Genomic DNA, 18,974 nt, shown 5'->3' with positions numbered 1-18,974 from the left:
GTGTAAGTTTACAAAAAAAAGAATTATGTCTCATAACATATCGTCCAAAAGCTTGATAGTCATCACGGGCGGCACCAAAGGCATCGGGCGTGCTTTGGTAGAGCGTTTTGCTGCCGAAGGCTACGATATAGCTACTTGCAGCCGCAACCAAAGTGAACTCTTGCAGTTAAAAGAAACCATAGAAAATAAGTACCCTGTTGCTTGCCACGTACAGCAGGCAGACCTGTCTCAAACAGAAGACTGTTTGGCTTTTGCCGATTTTGCAGCCCGGCTCGGCACTGCACCGGCTGCCGTGGTGCACAATGCAGCGGTTTTCCGTGTGAAGCCCCTGATGGAAGAATCGCACGATGCTTTGCAGCAGATGCTTCAAACCAATGTAGTGAGTGCGCATATCATCAACCGGCGTTTGCTGCCCCTCATGATAGCGCAGCGGCAGGGGCACCTTTTTTTCATCGCATCGGTAGCCAGCCTGCGCGGCTTCGACAACTGTGGCGCTTATGTAACTGCCAAACATGCCCTTTTAGGCATGGCACGAGCACTGCGCGAAGAGTTGAAAACAGCAGGCTTGCGCGTTACTGCTGTGATGCCAGGCGCTACCTATACCAACAGCTGGGCCGGGGCAGACATCGACGAGCACCGCTTGATGCCTCCCGAAGATGTGGCCCGGGCCGTATGGGCTGCTTTTACGTTGTCCGGGCGCAGTGTGGTAGAAGAGATATTGCTGCGTCCGCAATTAGGGGATTTGTAAAGTACGCGACAAAGGGCGCTGCGGCAAAGCGGGCTGCTGCAACAACTGAAATAGCGTTTTTAACAGATGTTGCCGGCATTCTACGCAGGCAGGGCGTCTTTGCAAAGCCCCTACCTGCCGTATGAGCTCCATTTTTTGTTCTTCGGAAGCCGGCAAGGTCATTATTGTTTGCGACAACTGCTGCAGTTGAAGGGCAGACAAGGGTTTGCCTGTCAGGTGGCTTAACCAAAGCACTTGCCACCATTCTGCAAGCCGGGCATACGACGGTATGGTTGCCGGCAAGGGCAGCAGCCGGCGCCGGGGGGCTTGTGGTACTTCACCGGCCTTAGAAAGGCGGTATTCTTCGCTCAACGGTGGTAAATCTATACCGCTTTTCCTGACATAAACCCGCGATTTCTGCTGCACCATCTTCAGGTATTTCAGTGCTTCGTATTGATAGGGCAGCGCCTGTTGTGGTTTTGCCAAACGCAAATACTTCTCCGACTCCCACATGGCAGCCAATGCTTTTTTTAAGGTATCGCGCGTGGCCGGATCGAGGAAAGTATTGATTTCGCTCAAATCATGGACATGCCGGTAGGCCGCCAAAAGGTCGGCTTGCTCGCCTTCTGCATGCTCGTGCCCCTCATGATGATGCTCTTCATGCTCATGCCCGTGGTGTTCATCGTCCGCTTCTTCTGTGGTTTCTTCGTGTTTGGTTGTGGGCGAAGCAGCCAGGTAGTCTTCTTCTCCCAAAAACTTACCATAACGCATGCGCAATGCTTTTTGGTCAAAGGCTATGTTTTGCGAACGTTGGCGAAACGCTGCTTCCGGCAGTTGCTTATGCACGCGCAGCAGCTCCTCCGTATCTATGATAATTTGCCGTTGGCTTCTGAAATACTCAGGTAAACGGTTCACCCCTACTCCAAAGCCTTCTGCCGCAAGCACTTGTGCACTGGTGTCTTCCATCGTCAAACGAAGCACAGGCAGCTGCGTTACTTGAGATACGGGTTTTTTGTTGTCGCGCACCCATACACTTACAAACACCTCATCGCCCCAGGCAGCCCCCCACTCAAGTGGTGCCAGATGTAGCGATGCCCGCTGATGGCGTTTGTTCAAGACTGTTATAGCCAGAGGTAGCGCCTTTTCATAAAAACTCACCTGCTCGCCCGTACCACGTGCAATGGTCAGAGTGGCTTGGATCGACTCAATACCAAAATCGTCGGTAGCTTCCAGAATCCATTGATAAGCCGGTTCTTTACCGGGCCGGTAAGGCACAAATATATCAGTTTGCGTAAGCGACAGCCAATATCCACGCGGCAGGCTATCGGGTAGCAGTGTCATCTGGCGGGCATCGGCAATGAAAAGGCTGTCTTGATAAAGTAATTGCAATTGATACAAGCCGCTTTTTTCCGGCTGCCAGTGCAGGCTATAGTGGCAGGGCGTATTTCTACGTAAAAACAAAGTGTCCGTGAAATTGAACAACAAGTAGGCTTTTTGCAGGCTATCGGATGCACTTACTTTTACATGCAGGCTGCTGCCCTCTATTAGCTGAAAATGCTCTTTGGTTTCACGTGCGGCCGTTTTCCCTGTATAAGCAGGCGGGAAAACCGTCCACTCCGCAGCAACGGATAAACGCCCGGTATCCAAAGCCGCCACAACCGGCTCTTGTGCTTCTTTTGTGGTTGCCTTTACGGATACCCTGCCATGTACTGCCCATATAAACAAGCACGACAACAGACAAAGCCCGCTCCACCACATCCAAGAGCGCCGGGCATACGGATACGGCACCGTGTCAATGGCTGCCAAACGCGGTTCTATGCGTTCATAAAGCAAGCGGTAAAAGGCCGTACTGTTGGGCACCCTTAAAAAATGCAGGCTATGCTCCAACTCCGGATGGCTTTTGTGCAAGCAATCGATAAGTGCCCTGTAAGAAAGGTAATTATGTGGCAGATGCAAAGCCCCAAAAAGAAGCACTGACACGATGGCAACCCACACAAGCCCCTCCATGTCATGCATGGTCAACAGGTGCATGAAAACAGCCGACAGCCCCGTGATGCCCCCACTCCAAGCAACCATATGCAGGCAATAATGCATCACGCGCTTTCTGTGTAAATGGCGCAGCTTATTCTGTACCTCTCTGCTCATAAGCAAACCAGCCTACATCAATGATACATAAAACAATGGCAAGCCAAAGCAGCCAAGGTGCCAAACGGACAGGCAGCCATACCTGTGCCTTGCTCTCTTGTGTGCTTTGCAACACAGCAGGGGGCGTGATAACCGTTTCGGGCAAGGTCTGCCGGCGCCGAACGGCCACTTGCCACAGTTCCTTTTTCAGCAGCTCATACTCATCGGCAGGCAACCCACCGGGCAAACACCGCAATTGCCAATAGCCTGTTTGCTGCGCAAAGCACCACAAAGAAGCATCGGCTGCTTGCTTTCTTATGCCGGCACTACAAGCGGCCGGTGGGGCTTGCTCACTCCACCACACATCAACAACAGGCAACTGTCTGCTTTCTTCTACCGGATAAAAGGTTACCGTCACATGGTATGGTTTGAACGCCTCTTCAAAAAAGCGGTGCCATTGCAAAGTGTCGCCGGCCGTGTCGTCATCATAAACGACTACCCACGAAAGATGCAAGCTCTGCTCTTCTGCTGCCTCCACTCTTTCGAATGAAAGCAAAGGATAGGGCGTCTTTTGAAAGTAGCGGGCTTTGTCAAAATAAAAGACGGTATCGCTGTAGTCGGGCAGCAGGAAGTGCCAATGCACCTTGTTCCGGTAAGCCGGCAACATATCTGCCCACCGGCTGCTTTCAAGTCCGGCAATTGCATGCACCGGGCGCTGCACTGCCAGGCTATCCAACAGCGGAAGAAAAAACACATAATCGGTGGCGCCGGTATCGTGTTTTTCTTTCAACGGTAAGTTCAACAAGGGGAAACCATCGCTCAAACGGCGTATTTCCGCCTCTTTACCCTGCTTGAGCGAGTCGAGCAGACGGTGTAAACGAGCATAATTGTAATACGACACAGGCAGCAGATCATTGCTTACCAGTATCCAAGATGCTTGATTTTGATGCCCGGCGCGGTAATACCACACCGGCTGTGCCAGTGCCAAAACTATGCATGCCGTAAAAAGCATGCGCAGCAATAAGCGCATTTTGTCCTGTAGCTGAAAACTTTGAAAACGCCGGCTCTCTTCATCCTCAAAAAAACGCAAAGAGCCCACCCATACCTCTTTGGCTTGTCGTTTGCTCAGCCAATGGATAGCCACCGGCACCCCTACGGCACCCAATGCCCACAACCAAGAAGCTGCCATCCATTGCAACATAAATGCATTTATTGTTTACGTTTCAAGATGATAACGCTGCCGTTGCGGTCAAAGTTGTGCCAATACATATGACTTTCAGAAAAACGAACGGGCAGCTGCAGGCGCTTCTCTTTACGGACAACAGGCAAAGAAAATTGCAGTTCCAGACGGCGCGGCAACACACGCCGGCGCCACCGTCCACGCAGCAGGCGCACGCCACCCGGCAGGCGGCATTCAAAGCCCCCGCCGGCCTGAAGTTCGATGCTCAATTGGCGCCCCACCTGTTGCGCGAGCTCCCCCACCATAGCTTCTTCCATACCCAACAAACGCAATATAAACAAGGCATCGCCTACCCGCTGCAAGTGCCTGTTTTGCACCCGCTCCGGCTGCCACTGCCCTTGCCACCGGCGTGGATGGGGACTGCACGCACACACACATAACACAAGCAAAAGAAAACTCAAAAAATAAGACGGCCGCATGGGGAATTCCAATGTATTTTTGTATTTTTTCAGTAAACAGCAACAACAAACCAAAATACAGATTAAAAATGAAATGCACCCTCATATTAGACAAAAGCGGCTCCATGATTATCAGGGACCAAAAGGGCGGGCGCTCGCGTTGGGAAGCCTGCAAAGAAGCTACCATTGCCTTGGCATATAAATGCGAAGAAAAAGACCCCAACGGCATGACACTCTACACCTTCTCCGGGCGCTTCAAGCGCTACGACAACGTAACGGCGGCACGAGTGAGCGAAGTGTATGAAGAAAATGAACCGGGCGGCGGCACCGATCTGGCAGCCGTATTGCAAGACGCACTACAACAGGTGGAAAACCGTTGGAAAAACGGCAGCACCGAGCAAGAGCTGATATTGGTCGTAACCGACGGCGAACCCGACGACCACCAGGCTGTGGTCAATACCATCATTCATTTCTCGCAGAAAGTAAAAAGCCAAATGGATGTAGCCATCTCCTTCATACAAGTAGGTACGGACCCGGCCGCCACGGCTTTCCTGAAAGCATTGGATGACGATTTGGTGAAGGCCGGTGCCGCTCACGACATTGTAGATACGGTGACCCTGGAAGAAATGGAAGAATATTCGCTCACGCAAATCATGGAAAAGGCATTCACTGACTAAAATGCTGTGTTTCGCGCTGGCGCAAAGCTTCATACAGCACCACGCCGGCCGAGACTGACACATTCAGCGAAGATACTTTCCCTCGCATGGGAATTTGGGCGAAGGCGTCGGCCAGTTGCAACAGCTCACGCGATATGCCCTTTTCTTCTGACCCCAACACAATAACCGAAGGCAAACGATAGTCCACCGCATAATGTGGACTATCTTCTTTTTCGGTGCACGCCACGAGCTGCAAGCCGCTGTCTTTTAAAAAGCGGGCTGTTTTCACCAGGCTTTGCACACGGCACACAGGCACATGCATCAAAGCACCGGCGGAAGTCTTTACTGCGTCTTGATTGATGCGCGCAGCCCCTTTTTCACCTATCACGATGGCATGCACCCCCACCGCCTCGGCTGTGCGCGCAATCGCACCAAAATTGCGCACATCGTTGACCTTGTCGAGCATCAGCAGAAGGGGCACTTCACCGTTGCCAAAAGCAGCGTCTAAGATGTGGTCCAGGTTGGCAAAAGCAATGGGGGCAATAAAAGCCAGCACACCTTGGTGGCTCCCTTTGGGCACCAGCTTTTGTATTTTCGAGCGTGGCACACGCACTACCGGAATACGGTGCTCACGCGCCGCCTGCCACAGCTCCTGCAGCTGTGCCGACTTGCCGCCCTCTTGCTGCACCCATATTTTATCGATGCTTTGCCCCGCTTCTATGGCTTCAAGCACGGCATGAAAGCCGTAGATTAACTCCAATTCTTCACTCATAGTATTGTGTTTGGAATGCGCAAGTTAGCAAAATCTGCCTGCTTACAAGGAAGCGGCAGTGCCTTCTGCCCATGCTGCTATGAGCTGCTTCATTTCAGCCTGAAGGTGTGCTCCCTTATCATCGGCATACCATTTATGCAGCTTTTCGGCAAACTGCCAAAAGTCTTCCGTCGGATTGGCTTTGTAAGCCATCACCATTTCTTGCGCCGGGCGGGGACGGGGCCCCCATGTGCCCAACTCTTCCCAATCACTCTTGCGAATGCAAATAAGTTTGGGGATGGCTCTTCCGCCATTGGTCAGGTAGTGATCCATGATGCCGGGATGCTCGTCGCGCAGCAGCAGACGCAAATCAATCTTGGGATTTTCTTTCGCCATTAAGTAAAGAAAAGGCACGTTTTGTGCGGCATCGCCACACCATGGCTCGGTAAGCACCACCCAGTACCATTCATCATGCACCGACTGCAACAGGCGCCGCAAATCTTCATCTATTTTTCCGATTTTATGGATGCGCTCCATACGACGGCGGTTCATGCGCGTATAGTGCACCATTTCTTCGCTTTGGTTGTCGCCGGTGGTTTTTCCTTGTGCCAGCAGCTCGTCCATAAAGCGCACATAGCCTTCGTATGTAAAGGCTTGGTCAAGCACTGGCGGTTGAATGACTGCATTTTTCATGAGTAAAAAGTATTGTGAAGGTTATATAAAAAATCAAGCTTGGCGCCCCAAACGGCGTAAATAAAGCTGCACGGTGTTTTCTAAGCCAAAATAAAGTGCATCGCTAATCAGGGCGTGGCCAATGGATACTTCATCTAAAAAAGGAATCTGCTCTTTCAAATATGCCAGGTTGTCCAAGTTCAAATCGTGTCCGGCATTGAGCCCCAAGCCCAAATCACGGGCGGCGGCGGCGGCTTTCAAATAAGGGGCAATGGCTGCTTCCCGGTCTTGCTCATACAAACGGGCATAAGGCTCGGTATAAAGTTCCACGCGGTCGGCGCCTACTTTTGCAGCCCCTTCTACCATACGTTCGTCGGGGTCCACGAAAATAGATACGCGGATGCCCGCCTCTTTGAGCCGGGCTACCACTTTTTTCAAAAAACCGGCATGGGCAACGGTGTCCCATCCTGCATTGGATGTAAGCGCATCGGGCGGGTCGGGCACCAAGGTTACCTGTGTGGGCTTCACCTCCAAAACCAAATCCATAAAACGCTCAATGGGGTTGCCCTCTATGTTGAACTCGGTAGTAAGCACCTCTTTCAAAGCATACACATCGGCATAGCGGATATGCCGCTCATCGGGGCGGGGGTGTACCGTAATGCCGTCGGCACCAAAGGACTCTATGTCAACAGCCGCCCGGATGACGTCCGGCACATTGCCGCCGCGTGCATTCCGGAGCGTAGCAATCTTGTTGATATTTACGCTGAGTTTGGTTTCTTTCATCATGCTCGTAAAGTTCTACTGTTGCTTTTTTTGTATATTAAACAACAAATTTAGATGCTTAAAAAGTTTTAAGGCGATGGACTGGCTTTCAATCATGGCACAAATCAGCGGAACCAACGATCCGGTTACTTATGCCATTCCGGTGTTCATTCTGCTGATGGTCATTGAGATATGGATTGACCTCAAAGAGAAATTGCAGCTGTATGAATTCAAAGAAGCTGCGGCCTGTCTGGCAATGGGCTTGGGTTCTTTGGTTATCAACCTCTTTGTCAAGGCTTTTTATTTTTACGTTTTCTGGAAAATATACGAGCATACGGGCTTTTTCAAAGAGCAATTGAGCTTCACCGTCATGGGTTGGGTGCTATTGCTTTTTGCCGATGATTTTTCATTTTACTGGCATCACCGTTTAAGCCACGAAGTGCGTTTATTGTGGGCAGCCCATTCCAATCATCATTCTTCGCAAGACTATAACTTTGCCGTGGCCCTGCGCCAAAGCTGGACAGAAGGGTTTTATAAGTTTTTGTTTTATGCTTGGTTGCCTGTGCTGGGTTTTCATCCGCTGATGGTATTCAGCATGGTGTCCATCAGCCTGATTTATCAATTCTTTTTGCACACTCAGGTGGTTAAGAAATTGCCGGCATGGGTAGAGTTTATTTTCAATACACCTTCGCATCATCGCGTACACCATGGGGTCAATCTGCAATATTTAGACAAGAACCACGCGGGCATTTTCATCATTTGGGACCGCTTGTTTGGCACCTTTGAACCGGAAGGCGAAGCGGTGGTGTACGGGCTCACCAAAAATATCGACACAAAGAATCCGGTAAAAATAGCTGTTGCCGAATTCAAGGCGTTGTGGGAAGATGTCAGGCGGGCGCCCACTTGGAAAGACAAACTCAAATACATTTTTTATCCACCGGGCTGGAGCCACGACGGAAGCAGCCTTACAGTAAAAGAAATCATGCGCCGCCGGCAGAAGTCCGGGGACAATCATCATCCGTCCACGGCATAGCCGGGTCCTTCTTCAAAGAAGCGATAGGTTTCCGGAATGGCTTCTTGCAGGTTCACTTGTTTGTCTTCGCCTTGCACCGGTGCCCCTTCCATAGGGGTGTACACAGCGTCTGCACCTAAAGAGTAACTTACAGGCACCTTATCCGACGGAAAGATGGCACCTTCCGGACACACTTCTGCACACTCATGACAATCGATGCAGGTATAGGGGTCGATGAAAGCCCGCCGCCATGGTGTGTGCGATGGCGGCACTACAATACACTCTACCGGACATACCTCTTGGCACTCGCCGGTGCGCTTGCATAGCCCTGTGACAATATAGGTCATAACAACAAATATTTCATAATGAACACTTTACGGTTCGTTTATGGCTAAGGTTTTCTTATTGCCCGGCTTTTTGTATTAAAGTTTCAAAAAAAAGAGCGGGCTTTTTGTCCCGCTCTCACAAAGCAACGGACTATTGCCGTGCCCTACTCTACCGGCACATGTTCCAGCAACGAATGTTCGGTCATTTCAGCCGGCGCTTCCAATCCCATCAATTCCAAAATAGTAGGCGCCACATTGCCTAAAATGCCATCTTTCAGCGTGCCCTTAAAGGTTTCGTCTATCAGCACACAAGGCACCAAGTTGGTAGTGTGTGCCGTATTGGGGCTTCCATCTTCATTAATCATGTATTCGGCGTTGCCATGGTCGGCAATGATCAAAGGCGTGTAGCCGTGCGCAAGTGCCGTTTCTACTACTGCCTTGGCGCACTCGTCCACCACTTCACAGGCTTTCACTGCGGCTTCGAATACACCGGTATGCCCCACCATATCGGGGTTGGCAAAGTTCAGACAAACAAAATGAGCTTCTTCTTTCTTCAACTCTTCAATGATGGCGTCGCGCACCTGGTAAGCACTCATTTCAGGCTTCAGGTCATAGGTAGGCACCTTGGGCGAAGGGCACAAGATGCGCTTTTCGCCTTCAAAGGGCTCTTCGCGCCCACCGGAAAAGAAGAAAGTAACATGGGGATACTTTTCGGTTTCGGCAATGCGTATCTGCTTCAGCCCTGCCTTGGCAATGACTTCGCCCAACGAATTCTGTATGTTGTCTTTTTCAAAAATCACATGCACGCCCTCAAAAGTATCATCATAGGGGGTCATGGTCACATAGAACAGGGGCATTTTGTACATCTCATAATCGGGGAAGTCTTGCTGTGTCAGTGCCATGGTAATTTGGCGTCCGCGGTCTGTGCGGAAGTTGAAACAACACACAGCGTCTTCCGGTTGGATGCAGCCCACAGGATGGTTTTCTTCGTCCACGCAAACAATGGGCTCAAGAAATTCATCGGTGATGCCTTCTTCATAGGAAGCGCGTATGGCAGCCAACGGGTCACGTGTGGGCAAGCCAATACCATGTACCAAAAGGTCATAAGCTTTTTTCACTCTTTCCCAACGCTTGTCGCGATCCATGGCATAGTAGCGCCCGACAATGGAAGCCAAGCGGGCGCCGGTTTCGCGGCAATGATTCAACAAGTCCTCTATAAAATGCACGCCACTTTTGGGGTCTGTGTCGCGCCCATCGGTGAAAGCATGCACCAACACAGAGATGCCTTCTTTACGCAAGATGCTTATGAGTGCTTTTAAGTGCTCTATGTGAGCATGCACACCACCATCCGAAACCAATCCAATAAGGTGGGCCGGTTTGTTGTGCTCTTTACAATAGCGAATCATGTCCTGCACTGCCGGACGGCTTGCCAAGCTGCCTTCTTCAATGGCTTTGTTGATGCGCACAAGGTCTTGATACACAATGCGCCCGGCACCGATATTCATATGCCCCACCTCGGAATTCCCCATCTGCCCTTCAGGTAAGCCCACAGCCAAACCGGATGCTTGTAATTTACTGTTCGGGTAGTGCTGCATAATATGGTCAAAAAAAGGTGTGTGGGCTTGCGCAATGGCCGACACCTGCGGGTTATCGCCCAATCCCCAACCGTCAAGAATAATAAGTATTACCTTTTTCATGAAGCTATATTCATTTGATTATTGAAATTTATACAAATATACGGCATCCATCCTAAAAGTTTTTTTTCGTAAACCGGTGATATTTTTTATGTTGGTACGATTTTGGTGTCTGTATTTGGTGAAGTTATCATTATCAAAATCGGCACGAAGCGATGGCAATGCCTAAAATTATTATTCTGTTATTCGGCTTTTTCTTTTTTCATACTGCCTCGCCGGACTACTCCCGGCAAGATACCGTGCTGGAAGAGATAGAACGCACCTTCCGCATAGGCAGTGCCCGTGAGCTCTCGCGCTACTTCAATGAAGTAGTAGAGCTTTCTATCAACGATACGCGTGCTACCTACAGCAAGAGTCAGGCAGAGTTTATCATGCGTGATTTTTTCAAAAACTATCCGCCCAAGAGTGAAGGGGTAGAGGTGTTTCATCAAGGCAGTTATCAACAATCACTGGTATATAGTATTCTGCGCTATCAGTCTTCGCAAAAGAGATTTCGCGTATTCATCAAACTAAAAGAATACCGTCAACGCTACCTTATCGACAGCATCACCATTTCGGAAGAGTAGTCAATTTACAAGAGGGGCACCAAAGTCACTCTGCGGTTCAAGCGCCGCCCGGCTTCGGTCTCATTCGTAGCCACAGGCTTGCGGTCTGCCATGGCATCCACTATCATGCGTTTTTCTTCTATGCCCTGCGCTTTCAAAAAAGTGCGCACGGCATACGCGCGCTCCATCGATAGTTTTTCGTTGCCCATTTCTTCTCTAAAAGAGCAAGTGTGCCCTTCTATCTTTAAAAATATTTCGGGGTGTTTCAAAAGAACTTCTGCAACTTGTTTGAGTTTCTTTTGGGCAGAATCGGACAAAAGGCTGCTTCCTTGTTCGAAGTAAATGCTGCTCTGTAATAGTTCTTTTTCCGCCCCGGTCAATGCTATATTTGCCTTGGGCGGCTTCACCTCCACCGGCTCACGGGTAAACACTATCACTTTGGGAGCTTCTTGCGGTTGTGTTTGGTTGCGTGCCGCTGACAGCCGGCGACGGCGTGATTTTTTCTTCAACTCAAAAGGTTTGATCCATGCTATCCCAAGCTCAAAGGCGGTAGGGTAACCTTCTTTGCCTATGTTTACATCATAGCTGAATGAGATTTGATACTGTGCCTGCCGTAGGCAAAGACTTCCCATCAGGTAGCTCTCCTGCCACCATGCTGCCATACCGATGGCGCCTTCTTTAAAGACCGGGCTCAAAGCAGGGAATGCGCGATAATATTCAGCCCCCACACGCCACTGCTGGCTTCCCGCTTGGTAAGTCCAACGAAGGGAAGGGAACACGGCACTTTCTCTGCTGTGCCAAGCCCTCAGCTTTAAAAAGGCAAACAGGCGTGGGGGCAATAAAACTGCCTGCCGGTAAAAAGACACATTGGGCTGATTGAGCGCAGCGCCACTCACGCCCAATTCAAAAAGCGGGGTGTTTTCTGCCGGGCGCTGCCTGCGAATAATCATGCCCGACTGAATGGCAGGATAGCCCACTTGTAAACGGCTGAAGTCCTCACCACTTAAAGCGGGTTCGCCCAGGACACCATTCAAGTATTGATATTCAGTGGAGATATTGTCTTCTTCTATGCGGCGCAAAAAATAGGCTGCCTGCATGCCGAAGCTTAACTTGGTTTCTTCGTTCAGAGGCATGGCATAGGCTAAGGAAAGCGCCATGCCGGTGTTTTTATATACAGATGTTCTGCCCAATTGCTCTTGCATAAAAGCAAGCCCTACGCCCCCCCAATGACGGGTTTGGTCTTTATTAAACATTGGGTATTGAAACTGAAATGAGGGTAGGCGCAAACTATATCCATCGCCTATATATTGCTGTCGATACAGCAGCCGGGCACTCCCCCGCAGCTCACTCCCCACCGATGCCGGGTTAAGCCAAGAGGAAACCGCTTCTTGTTGTGTGAACAGCTCGGCTTGAGCACCTGCCTCTTGACTTAGCAGCATGCATCCAAAGAGCGCTCCAATACAGAGGTATCGTAGCATTAGCGAATCAAGGTTAGCATACCATGGGTTTTCCCTTCTACATGCAAGGGTGCCCCACTGCGAAAGGTTCCTTTTATTTCCCAAAAATAAACATCCGGCGGTTGCGGCACACCTCTGTAGGTGCCGTCCCAGCCTTGCTGCATGGCTACCGTTACGTCGGCCGTTTCAAACACAAGGACGCCCTGCTTATTGTAGATGCGCAAATGGACGGTAGCAACGCCATCGCCTAATAAACGAAACACGTCGTTGCGTCCGTCGCCATTGGGCGAAAAAAGGGAAGGTAAAAACAATTTGCCTTCGGGCCGGGGCTGCACTTCTAAATACAAGGTATCGGCTGCACGACAGCCGTAGTTATTTTCGCCAACCACTACTATAGGGACACCGGCAGTAGCTTTGACTTGCACTTGGCTTCCGATCGTATCTCCCACAATAATCGAGGCGGGTGTCCAATAGTAAAATTCTGCCCCCGTTGCGTTTAGTGTGATGGTGTCTCCTTCAAAAACCGAAGAGGCCGGCTTTTTGATTTTCACTTTGGGCGCAGGCAATAGTCTTGCCTGCACAGGTTTGCGGGCACTCTCGCATCCCTGCCATACCCAACTGACAAAAAGCGTTGTGTTTTCATTGAGCTGCTCTATCAGAAAAGTAGCTTCCCGGTAAGGCTCACCTTGTGGGTTTGTCAGGGGGGCAGTTGCTACGGGGCTGTCATACCACAAAAAAGAACCTTCGCCGGCAGGCAAGTCAAGAGGGGGCGCAGCCTGAACAACACACGGCTCCCCGGCACAAGCTGCTCCATTGATGGTTTCAGGCGAAGGCACGCCGGTTGAAAAGTGCCATTGGTTGCGATCGTTGATGCCTACAAAAGCAACAGCACCGGCAGCATAGAAAGCGGCCGTATCGACCAAAACATCATAAGGCTGCAGAGGCTCCAAGGCAAAGGGAAGTTCATAACGGACCTTATTGCTATCAACACGCATGCCTTCGCCGGCAGCCCAGATATGTACGGTATCTTTGTCTTTCAGCAAAAAAAGCGAACCGCCACCTGTACCAACCGATTGCGGAAACTCTATTTCCAAAACAGTTTCCAAGGGCACGCAATCGCCATAGGGGCTTTTCGCCGTATAAAACAACAAGTTTCGACGGGTGCGAAAGCGCCAACGATTGTTGCTGACAATGCCTTGAAAGACCTGACCTTGCTGCCCTATGACTGCTCCCGGTGAGATTTTCACCCATACTTCCGTATCCGGCGGCAACATGTCGGGCAAGTTTATCAACAAACGCTTGCCTTCTATCCACACCTCGTCATCAGCTATGTTTATTTCCTGCAGTACGCCGTTCGACGGATAGGCATAAAATGTTATTGTTCCACTCCCTTTTTGAATAGAGGCATTGAATTCTACCCAATAAATAGCATTGGGGTGCGCATCGTCCGTTCCGTGAGCAGGGAATGTTTGCACCACATCAAGCCCCCCGCCAAAGGCTGCCGGCACGCTCAAACATATAAAAAAAAGTAGTCTGTTTATCTGTATCATTCCGGATGATGCTTGTTGCCCAGTTCTTTGCTCTACTCTTTAATTCCGGAAACAGCCAGAAAGTAAAGTTTATCTGTCAACGATTTTCTTTTTCAGCCTCCCGCCGTTTTCTGATGAGCATCAAATCATCTTCGGTTGCCTCGGTGATAATCACCACCCGGTCGGGCACCACAATGGCCGTCGGAAAATACCGCTTAGCTTCTTTGTAAAGCTCGTAGGCTTCTTCCCGGCTGGCAAAGTCGCCCACCTTCACTCTATATTTTGGACGGCTGTATTCAAAATACACTTCATAGTCCGGATGAAAAAGGCTGTAGCATTTGTTTTTTGCATTTACTGCCTCGCTTCTGTCGGGCGACACAAAAACCTGCACCCGGTAACCGGGCATTTCCTTACGCACTAAAATGCGCTTATAAGCAGACAATGCTCTGAAAATGGTTTCGGTGTCTTGGTGTAAAAAGACATTATTGCCGGAAATACGTACACTTTGCCCGGAATCGGTAAAAAGAACGGGGGTGTAATCATAAACGGGGCGCACCTTAGCCAACAAAGTATCTACGGCAAGGTCCTTCTTCGCTTCGTTTTTTTGTGTTCTGCCATGAGGGGCACACCCCAAAAGAAGCGTTGCGAAAGCAATAAGCAGCAGGTAGCGCATAAATATGGCGTTTGATAATCAGACACTAATCTATAAAAAAAGAAGCAACCGGCAGTTGCCGGCTGCTTTCCAAGCTTCTATTCTTGAATAATCACGCAACGATTGTTTAAAATATCCTGCTCCACTTTTTTATACTTCACATCTTTGACCACCCGCCCGTCGTGGTAGCGCACAGTAACCTTATCGTTTCGTCCAATGGTTTTGGCTGATTGAATAGGTGCGGTTTTCTGCACCGGCGCCGGGTCATGGGCTTTGGGCTGTTCATCCAAAGCAGCCGGTTTTTGCTCTTTGAGCTTGGGCGCTTGCTCGCGTGGCGGGCGTGCTTCACGCACTTCGGCCGGCGCCTGCGGCAAGGTGGCTTTCATCAAAAAGCCGGTTACGTCGCGATTGATGCGTGCGAGCAAATCTTTAAACAACTCAAAAGCTTCAAACTTGTAGATGATGAGAGGGTCTTTCTGCTCGTGCACCGCCATTTGCACCGACTGGCGCAGGTCGTCCATCTCGCGCAGGTGCTCTTTCCATTCTTGGTCAATCAGGGCAAGCACGGTGGTGCGTTCCAAAGCACGTATCAGCTCCTTGCCCTCCGACTCCACGACCTTTTGAAAGTCCGCTGCTATGCGAATCAGTTTTTTATGGTCGGTAAAGACAATCTCTATGTTGCGCACGGTGTCGCCTATTTCCTTGTATTTTTCTTTCAGGAAAGGCATAATTTGTTGCAGCAGGCGCTGATTTTTTTCATCATAATGAGCACGGGCCTGTGCATAAAGCTTTCGTACCAAAGCAGCTACCTCTTCGCGTGCAAACTCTTCGGCTGTGATGGCGGGCTCAAAGCCAAAAGTAGCAATTACTTCCAGCTTAAAGTCCTCATAAGCGTCTTGGGCTTTCAGGGATTCTACTATCTCTTGGCACAGACCGGCAAACATTTGATTAATATCCACGTCGAGGCGATCGCCAAACAAAGCATGGCGGCGGCGTTTGTAAATGTGTTCACGCTGCACGTTCATGACATCATCGTACTCAAGCAGGCGTTTACGAATGGCGAAGTTGTTTTCTTCTACCTTCTTTTGAGCTCGCTCGATGGACTTGCTCACCATGCTGCTTTGAATCACCTCGTTTTCGTTCATGCCCATGCGGTCCATGACTTTGGCGATGCGGTCCGAGCCAAACAAGCGCATGAGGTTGTCTTCCAAGCTGACGAAGAACTGCGAAGAACCGGGGTCGCCTTGGCGGCCGGCACGTCCACGCAGCTGGCGGTCTACCCGCCGCGACTCGTGGCGCTCGGTACCGATGATAGCCAAACCACCGGCGGCTTTGGCCTCGGGCGACAATTTGATGTCGGTACCACGCCCCGCCATGTTGGTAGCAATGGTGACGGCACCTGCTTGCCCGGCGTTGGCAACGATTTCAGCCTCCCGCTGGTGGTGCTTGGCGTTCAATACCTGATGCGGTATTTTGCGCAGCTGCAGCATGCGGCTGATGATTTCGGACATCTCCACGGAGGTGGTACCTACCAGCACAGGACGCCCTTTGGCGCGCATCTCCTCAATTTCGGCAATGACGGCATTGAGCTTGGCGCGCATGGTTTTATACACTTTATCGGGGCGGTCATCGCGAATTACCGGTTTGTTGGTAGGAATCACCACCACATCCAGACCGTAGATTTCGCGAAACTCGTCGGCTTCGGTTTCTGCCGTACCGGTCATACCTGCAAGTTTGTGATACATGCGGAAGTAATTCTGCAGGGTAATGGTAGCGTAGGTCTGTGTGGCGTCTTCTATTTTTACGTTCTCCTTGGCTTCCAGCGCTTGATGCAAGCCGTCGGAATAGCGACGCCCTTCCATGACACGCCCGGTCTGCTCATCTACAATTTTCACTTTGCCCTCATCGATGATATAATCGACGTCTTTTTCAAAAAGACAGTAGGCTTTCAACAACTGATTGACGGCATGGATACGCTCCGCCTTGGTTTTATAGTCTTCAATGAGGGCTTCTTTCTTTTCTACTTTTTCTTGCGAGGAAAGCGCCGGGTCGTTTTCAATCTTGGCTATTTCGGTGCCTATGTCGGGCAACACGAAGAAATCGGGGTCTTCACCTGCTTTGGTGATGGCTTCCAACCCTTTTTCGGTCAGTTGCACCAGGTTGTTTTTCTCGTCAATAGTGAAGAAAAGCGGTGCATCTGCCTCGGGCATCAGCTTAGCGTTTTCCGCTAAATAAATGGCTTCTGTTTTTTGCAGTATCTTCTTAATGCCCGGTTCACTCAAATACTTAATCAAGGGGCGGTACTTGGGCAAGCCACGATAAGCACGGAACAGCGCCAATCCACCTTCTTTGGTGTCGCCGGCTTCTATTTTCTTCTTGGCTTCGTTCAGCAGCTGCGTGACCAAGCGGCGCTGCTCGTTCACCAATGCCTCCACACGCGGCTTATAGGTGCGGTAGAGTTCCGACTGGTCGCCTTTGGGAATAGGTCCGGAAATGATAAGTGGTGTACGGGCTTCATCAATCAAGACGGAGTCCACCTCATCGACAATGGCATAGTGATGCCCACGCTGCACCATTTCTTCGGGCTGGCGCACCATGTTATCGCGCAGGTAGTCGAAACCAAACTCATTGTTGGTACCGTAGGTAATGTCAGCCTCATAAGCCCGGCGACGCATGGGGGAATGTGGCGGATGTTTGTCAATACAATCCACGCGCAGACCGTGGAACTCATAAAGCGGTCCCATCCATTCGGCATCACGACGGGCAAGGTAGTCGTTGACCGTTACCAGGTGCACCCCTTTGCCGGCTAAGGCGTTCAGGAACACCGGCAAGGTGGCTACCAGCGTTTTACCCTCACCGGTTGCCATCTCGGCAATCTTACCTTGATGCAAGACAACCCCCCCGATCAGCTGCACATCATAGTGCACCATGTCCCAGGTGATGCGGTTGCCGGCGGCCTCCCATGAGTTTTTCCAATAGGCTTTATCGCCTTCGATGCGCACGTAATCTTTGACGGCAGCCAACTCACGGTCAAAGTCGGTGGCAGTCACCTCCAACTCTTCGTTCTCCTTGAAACGCCGGGCTGTTTCTTTCACAATAGCAAAGCCCAAAGGCAGGCATTCGTCCAGTACTTTTTCCAGATGCTGCAGGCTTTGTTTTTCTATTTCGTCTATCTGACGGAACAGTGCCTCTTTTTGAGACAAGCTTTGCTCCGGCAGGGCGGCCGCCTCGTCGCGCAGCTTTTGTATTTGCTGCTCATAGGGCGCCAACTCTTGGCGGATGCGTTCCTGAATGGAACGTGTTTTTTCACGCAGCTCGTCGTTGCTCAAGGAAGAAAGCTTATTATACTCGGCGTTGATTTTTTCAACGTAAGGAAGCAATTTTTTCAGGTCTCGCTCTTTTTTCGAGCCAAAAATGGCGCTTAGCGCTTTTTCAACAATATTCGACATTGCTTATTCAAATTTTGAAGTTCGTTCGTTTGCTATGAAAACACAAAATATAAGTGTATGAGTTTTACTACAAAAGTAATACATTTTGCAAAACTTTTTGAGGAAGACTGCCATAGTGTCAGTGCAAGGGATATTCACCACGGAAAACAAAGACGGCCGGTCCCTGCAGATAAATGTCGGTGAAATGTCCGGGGCTTAGCATGCGGAAATATACCGTCAAAGTGCCGCCCAAAGCTTCCACTTTTACCGGCGAAGGCATGCCACGCAAAGCAGCGGCCAAAGCGGCAGCCGTAGCGCCGGTGCCACAGGCATAGGTCTCGTCTTCCACGCCACGCTCATAAGTGCGGATGGCAATGGTTCCGGGGCTTTTATGTTCAATGAAATTCACGTTGGTGCCTTTTGGTCCAAAGGGATCGGCATAGCGGATGCGCCTTCCTTCCTGCAGCACCGGAAAAGCGGCCAGTTCTTTCACCCATTGCACATAATGAGGCGAGCCGGTGTCCAGAAAGCAGGCTTCCGGCGACATGGCATTGACTTCCGTCACGTCCTGCATCTTCAATTTAATTTCGTTACTCAGTACTTCTGCTTCGTGCATGCCGTCGTAGGCTTCAAAAACTACTGACTGCGGGCAGATGCCATGTTTATGGGCAAAAGCCACCGCGCAGCGCGCACCATTTCCGCACAAAGACCCTTCGTAGCCATCGGCATTGAAGTAAATCATCTTGAAGTGGGCTTGCGGCGCGTGTTCTATCAAAATAAGCCCGTCGGCTCCAATGCCGAAACGGCGTTGACACATACGCGCAATCAGCCCGGCTTCATCCTTGGGGAAGTGCCCTGCGCGGTTGTCGATAATGATAAAATCGTTGCCGGCGCCCTGGTATTTTTCAAAAGAGATGCTATCCATAAAAATGCAGATTTAAAAGGCGCAATGCCTACTCTCAATTTTATTCAATATTTTTGCTTCAAATTGCAAAGTGCAA

17 protein-coding genes are annotated in these 18,974 nt (G+C 50.4%); 4 read left to right on the top strand and 13 right to left on the bottom strand.

Going from position 1 to position 18,974, the window contains the following annotated elements; translation table 11 throughout:
- Nucleotides 1-25: 25 nt before the first annotated feature.
- Complete coding sequence (locus K384_RS00240; RefSeq protein WP_038028302.1) at nucleotides 26-748, top strand: SDR family NAD(P)-dependent oxidoreductase; 723 nt, start codon at nucleotides 26-28, stop codon at nucleotides 746-748.
- Here the strand turns inward: K384_RS00240 and K384_RS13155 are convergent.
- Genes K384_RS13155 through K384_RS00225 form a run of 3 tightly spaced genes read right to left on the bottom strand, consistent with a single transcriptional unit; the run spans nucleotide 734 to nucleotide 4,510 of the window.
- On the bottom strand, nucleotides 734-2,872 hold the full coding sequence (locus K384_RS13155; protein ID WP_157629987.1) for a hypothetical protein: 2,139 nt from the start codon (nucleotides 2,870-2,872) through the stop codon (nucleotides 734-736). The two genes, K384_RS00240 and K384_RS13155, sit on opposite strands and share 15 nt — an antisense overlap.
- On the bottom strand, nucleotides 2,850-4,052 hold the full coding sequence (locus K384_RS00230) for a BatA domain-containing protein (RefSeq protein ID WP_038028301.1): 1,203 nt from the start codon (nucleotides 4,050-4,052) through the stop codon (nucleotides 2,850-2,852). Before K384_RS00230 ends, K384_RS13155 begins: the two co-directional genes overlap by 23 nt.
- Before the next feature lie 8 nt (nucleotides 4,053-4,060).
- Nucleotides 4,061-4,510: a hypothetical protein gene (locus K384_RS00225; protein ID WP_038028300.1), complete on the bottom strand. Its 450-nt coding sequence runs from the start codon at nucleotides 4,508-4,510 to the stop codon at nucleotides 4,061-4,063.
- A gap of 68 nt (nucleotides 4,511-4,578) precedes the next feature.
- On the opposite strand from K384_RS00225, the gene K384_RS00220 reads away from it, so the two are divergent.
- Nucleotides 4,579-5,166, top strand: a complete 588-nt coding sequence (locus K384_RS00220; RefSeq protein WP_038028298.1) for a VWA domain-containing protein — start codon at nucleotides 4,579-4,581, stop codon at nucleotides 5,164-5,166.
- Here K384_RS00220 and rlmB read toward each other — a convergent pair.
- The 3 genes from rlmB to K384_RS00205 are packed head-to-tail and all read right to left on the bottom strand — an operon-like array spanning nucleotide 5,156 to nucleotide 7,354.
- Entirely contained in the window at nucleotides 5,156-5,917 is a 762-nt protein-coding gene (rlmB, locus tag K384_RS00215; protein ID WP_038028297.1) for a 23S rRNA (guanosine(2251)-2'-O)-methyltransferase RlmB, read from the bottom strand. The genes K384_RS00220 and rlmB overlap by 11 nt on opposite strands.
- Nucleotides 5,918-5,959: 42 nt before the next feature.
- The gene (locus tag K384_RS00210) at nucleotides 5,960-6,589 is read right to left on the bottom strand and encodes a thioredoxin family protein (protein WP_038028296.1); all 630 of its coding nucleotides are present in this window, start codon (nucleotides 6,587-6,589) and stop codon (nucleotides 5,960-5,962) included.
- Between the two features lie 33 nt (nucleotides 6,590-6,622).
- On the bottom strand, nucleotides 6,623-7,354 hold the full coding sequence (locus K384_RS00205; RefSeq protein ID WP_245605262.1) for a pyridoxine 5'-phosphate synthase: 732 nt from the start codon (nucleotides 7,352-7,354) through the stop codon (nucleotides 6,623-6,625).
- 73 nt (nucleotides 7,355-7,427) lie between these two features.
- Between K384_RS00205 and K384_RS00200 the strand changes: the two genes are divergently transcribed.
- A complete protein-coding gene (locus K384_RS00200; RefSeq protein ID WP_051632960.1) occupies nucleotides 7,428-8,363 on the top strand; it encodes a sterol desaturase family protein in 936 nt (311 codons plus the stop codon).
- On the opposite strand, the gene K384_RS13150 is transcribed toward K384_RS00200, so the two are convergent.
- Together K384_RS13150 and gpmI are read right to left on the bottom strand one after the other, a co-directional pair.
- Complete coding sequence (locus K384_RS13150) at nucleotides 8,345-8,689, bottom strand: indolepyruvate ferredoxin oxidoreductase subunit alpha (RefSeq protein WP_051632959.1); 345 nt, start codon at nucleotides 8,687-8,689, stop codon at nucleotides 8,345-8,347. The genes K384_RS00200 and K384_RS13150 overlap by 19 nt on opposite strands.
- Before the next feature lie 143 nt (nucleotides 8,690-8,832).
- Nucleotides 8,833-10,365, bottom strand: coding sequence for a 2,3-bisphosphoglycerate-independent phosphoglycerate mutase (gpmI, locus tag K384_RS00190; protein ID WP_038028293.1), 1,533 nt, complete (start codon nucleotides 10,363-10,365; stop codon nucleotides 8,833-8,835).
- Between the two features lie 152 nt (nucleotides 10,366-10,517).
- On the opposite strand from gpmI, the gene K384_RS00185 reads away from it, so the two are divergent.
- The gene (locus tag K384_RS00185; protein WP_038028292.1) at nucleotides 10,518-10,928 is read left to right on the top strand and encodes a DUF4783 domain-containing protein; all 411 of its coding nucleotides are present in this window, start codon (nucleotides 10,518-10,520) and stop codon (nucleotides 10,926-10,928) included.
- A 5-nt stretch (nucleotides 10,929-10,933) separates the two neighbouring features.
- On the opposite strand, the gene K384_RS13145 is transcribed toward K384_RS00185, so the two are convergent.
- From K384_RS13145 to dapF, 5 genes are all read right to left on the bottom strand, one after another.
- On the bottom strand, nucleotides 10,934-12,385 hold the full coding sequence (locus K384_RS13145) for a PorP/SprF family type IX secretion system membrane protein (RefSeq protein ID WP_071837407.1): 1,452 nt from the start codon (nucleotides 12,383-12,385) through the stop codon (nucleotides 10,934-10,936).
- A complete protein-coding gene (locus K384_RS00175; RefSeq protein WP_038028290.1) occupies nucleotides 12,385-13,914 on the bottom strand; it encodes a T9SS type B sorting domain-containing protein in 1,530 nt (509 codons plus the stop codon). Before K384_RS00175 ends, K384_RS13145 begins: the two co-directional genes overlap by 1 nt.
- A 76-nt stretch (nucleotides 13,915-13,990) precedes the next feature.
- A complete protein-coding gene (locus K384_RS13140) occupies nucleotides 13,991-14,566 on the bottom strand; it encodes an SPOR domain-containing protein (RefSeq protein WP_051632957.1) in 576 nt (191 codons plus the stop codon).
- A gap of 77 nt (nucleotides 14,567-14,643) precedes the next feature.
- On the bottom strand, nucleotides 14,644-17,994 hold the full coding sequence (gene secA / locus K384_RS00165) for a preprotein translocase subunit SecA (protein ID WP_038028288.1): 3,351 nt from the start codon (nucleotides 17,992-17,994) through the stop codon (nucleotides 14,644-14,646).
- Between the two features lie 118 nt (nucleotides 17,995-18,112).
- Entirely contained in the window at nucleotides 18,113-18,898 is a 786-nt protein-coding gene (gene dapF, locus K384_RS00160; protein ID WP_157629986.1) for a diaminopimelate epimerase, read from the bottom strand.
- Nucleotides 18,899-18,974: the final 76 nt, after the last annotated feature.

Origin of the sequence: Thermonema rossianum DSM 10300 (assembly GCF_000426825.1) — a bacterium.
Classification (GTDB): Bacteria; Bacteroidota; Bacteroidia; order Cytophagales; family Thermonemataceae; genus Thermonema; species Thermonema rossianum.
This window is presented reverse-complemented; position numbering and strand designations above follow the sequence as displayed.

Excerpts from the sequence above, each read along its gene's own strand:
- K384_RS00240 (WP_038028302.1), top strand. The coding sequence starts at position 26 with ATGTCTCATAACATATCGTCCAAAAGCTTGATAGTCATCACGGGCGGC.
- K384_RS13155 (WP_157629987.1), bottom strand. The coding sequence starts at position 2,872 with ATGAGCAGAGAGGTACAGAATAAGCTGCGCCATTTACACAGAAAGCGC.
- K384_RS00230 (WP_038028301.1), bottom strand. The coding sequence starts at position 4,052 with ATGTTGCAATGGATGGCAGCTTCTTGGTTGTGGGCATTGGGTGCCGTA.
- K384_RS00225 (WP_038028300.1), bottom strand. The coding sequence starts at position 4,510 with ATGCGGCCGTCTTATTTTTTGAGTTTTCTTTTGCTTGTGTTATGTGTG.
- K384_RS00220 (WP_038028298.1), top strand. The coding sequence starts at position 4,579 with ATGAAATGCACCCTCATATTAGACAAAAGCGGCTCCATGATTATCAGG.
- rlmB (WP_038028297.1), bottom strand. The coding sequence starts at position 5,917 with ATGAGTGAAGAATTGGAGTTAATCTACGGCTTTCATGCCGTGCTTGAA.
- K384_RS00210 (WP_038028296.1), bottom strand. The coding sequence starts at position 6,589 with ATGAAAAATGCAGTCATTCAACCGCCAGTGCTTGACCAAGCCTTTACA.
- K384_RS00205 (WP_245605262.1), bottom strand. The coding sequence starts at position 7,354 with ATGATGAAAGAAACCAAACTCAGCGTAAATATCAACAAGATTGCTACG.
- K384_RS00200 (WP_051632960.1), top strand. The coding sequence starts at position 7,428 with ATGGACTGGCTTTCAATCATGGCACAAATCAGCGGAACCAACGATCCG.
- K384_RS13150 (WP_051632959.1), bottom strand. The coding sequence starts at position 8,689 with ATGACCTATATTGTCACAGGGCTATGCAAGCGCACCGGCGAGTGCCAA.
- gpmI (WP_038028293.1), bottom strand. The coding sequence starts at position 10,365 with ATGAAAAAGGTAATACTTATTATTCTTGACGGTTGGGGATTGGGCGAT.
- K384_RS00185 (WP_038028292.1), top strand. The coding sequence starts at position 10,518 with ATGGCAATGCCTAAAATTATTATTCTGTTATTCGGCTTTTTCTTTTTT.
- K384_RS13145 (WP_071837407.1), bottom strand. The coding sequence starts at position 12,385 with ATGCTACGATACCTCTGTATTGGAGCGCTCTTTGGATGCATGCTGCTA.
- K384_RS00175 (WP_038028290.1), bottom strand. The coding sequence starts at position 13,914 with ATGATACAGATAAACAGACTACTTTTTTTTATATGTTTGAGCGTGCCG.
- K384_RS13140 (WP_051632957.1), bottom strand. The coding sequence starts at position 14,566 with ATGCGCTACCTGCTGCTTATTGCTTTCGCAACGCTTCTTTTGGGGTGT.
- secA (WP_038028288.1), bottom strand. The coding sequence starts at position 17,994 with ATGTCGAATATTGTTGAAAAAGCGCTAAGCGCCATTTTTGGCTCGAAA.
- dapF (WP_157629986.1), bottom strand. The coding sequence starts at position 18,898 with ATGGATAGCATCTCTTTTGAAAAATACCAGGGCGCCGGCAACGATTTT.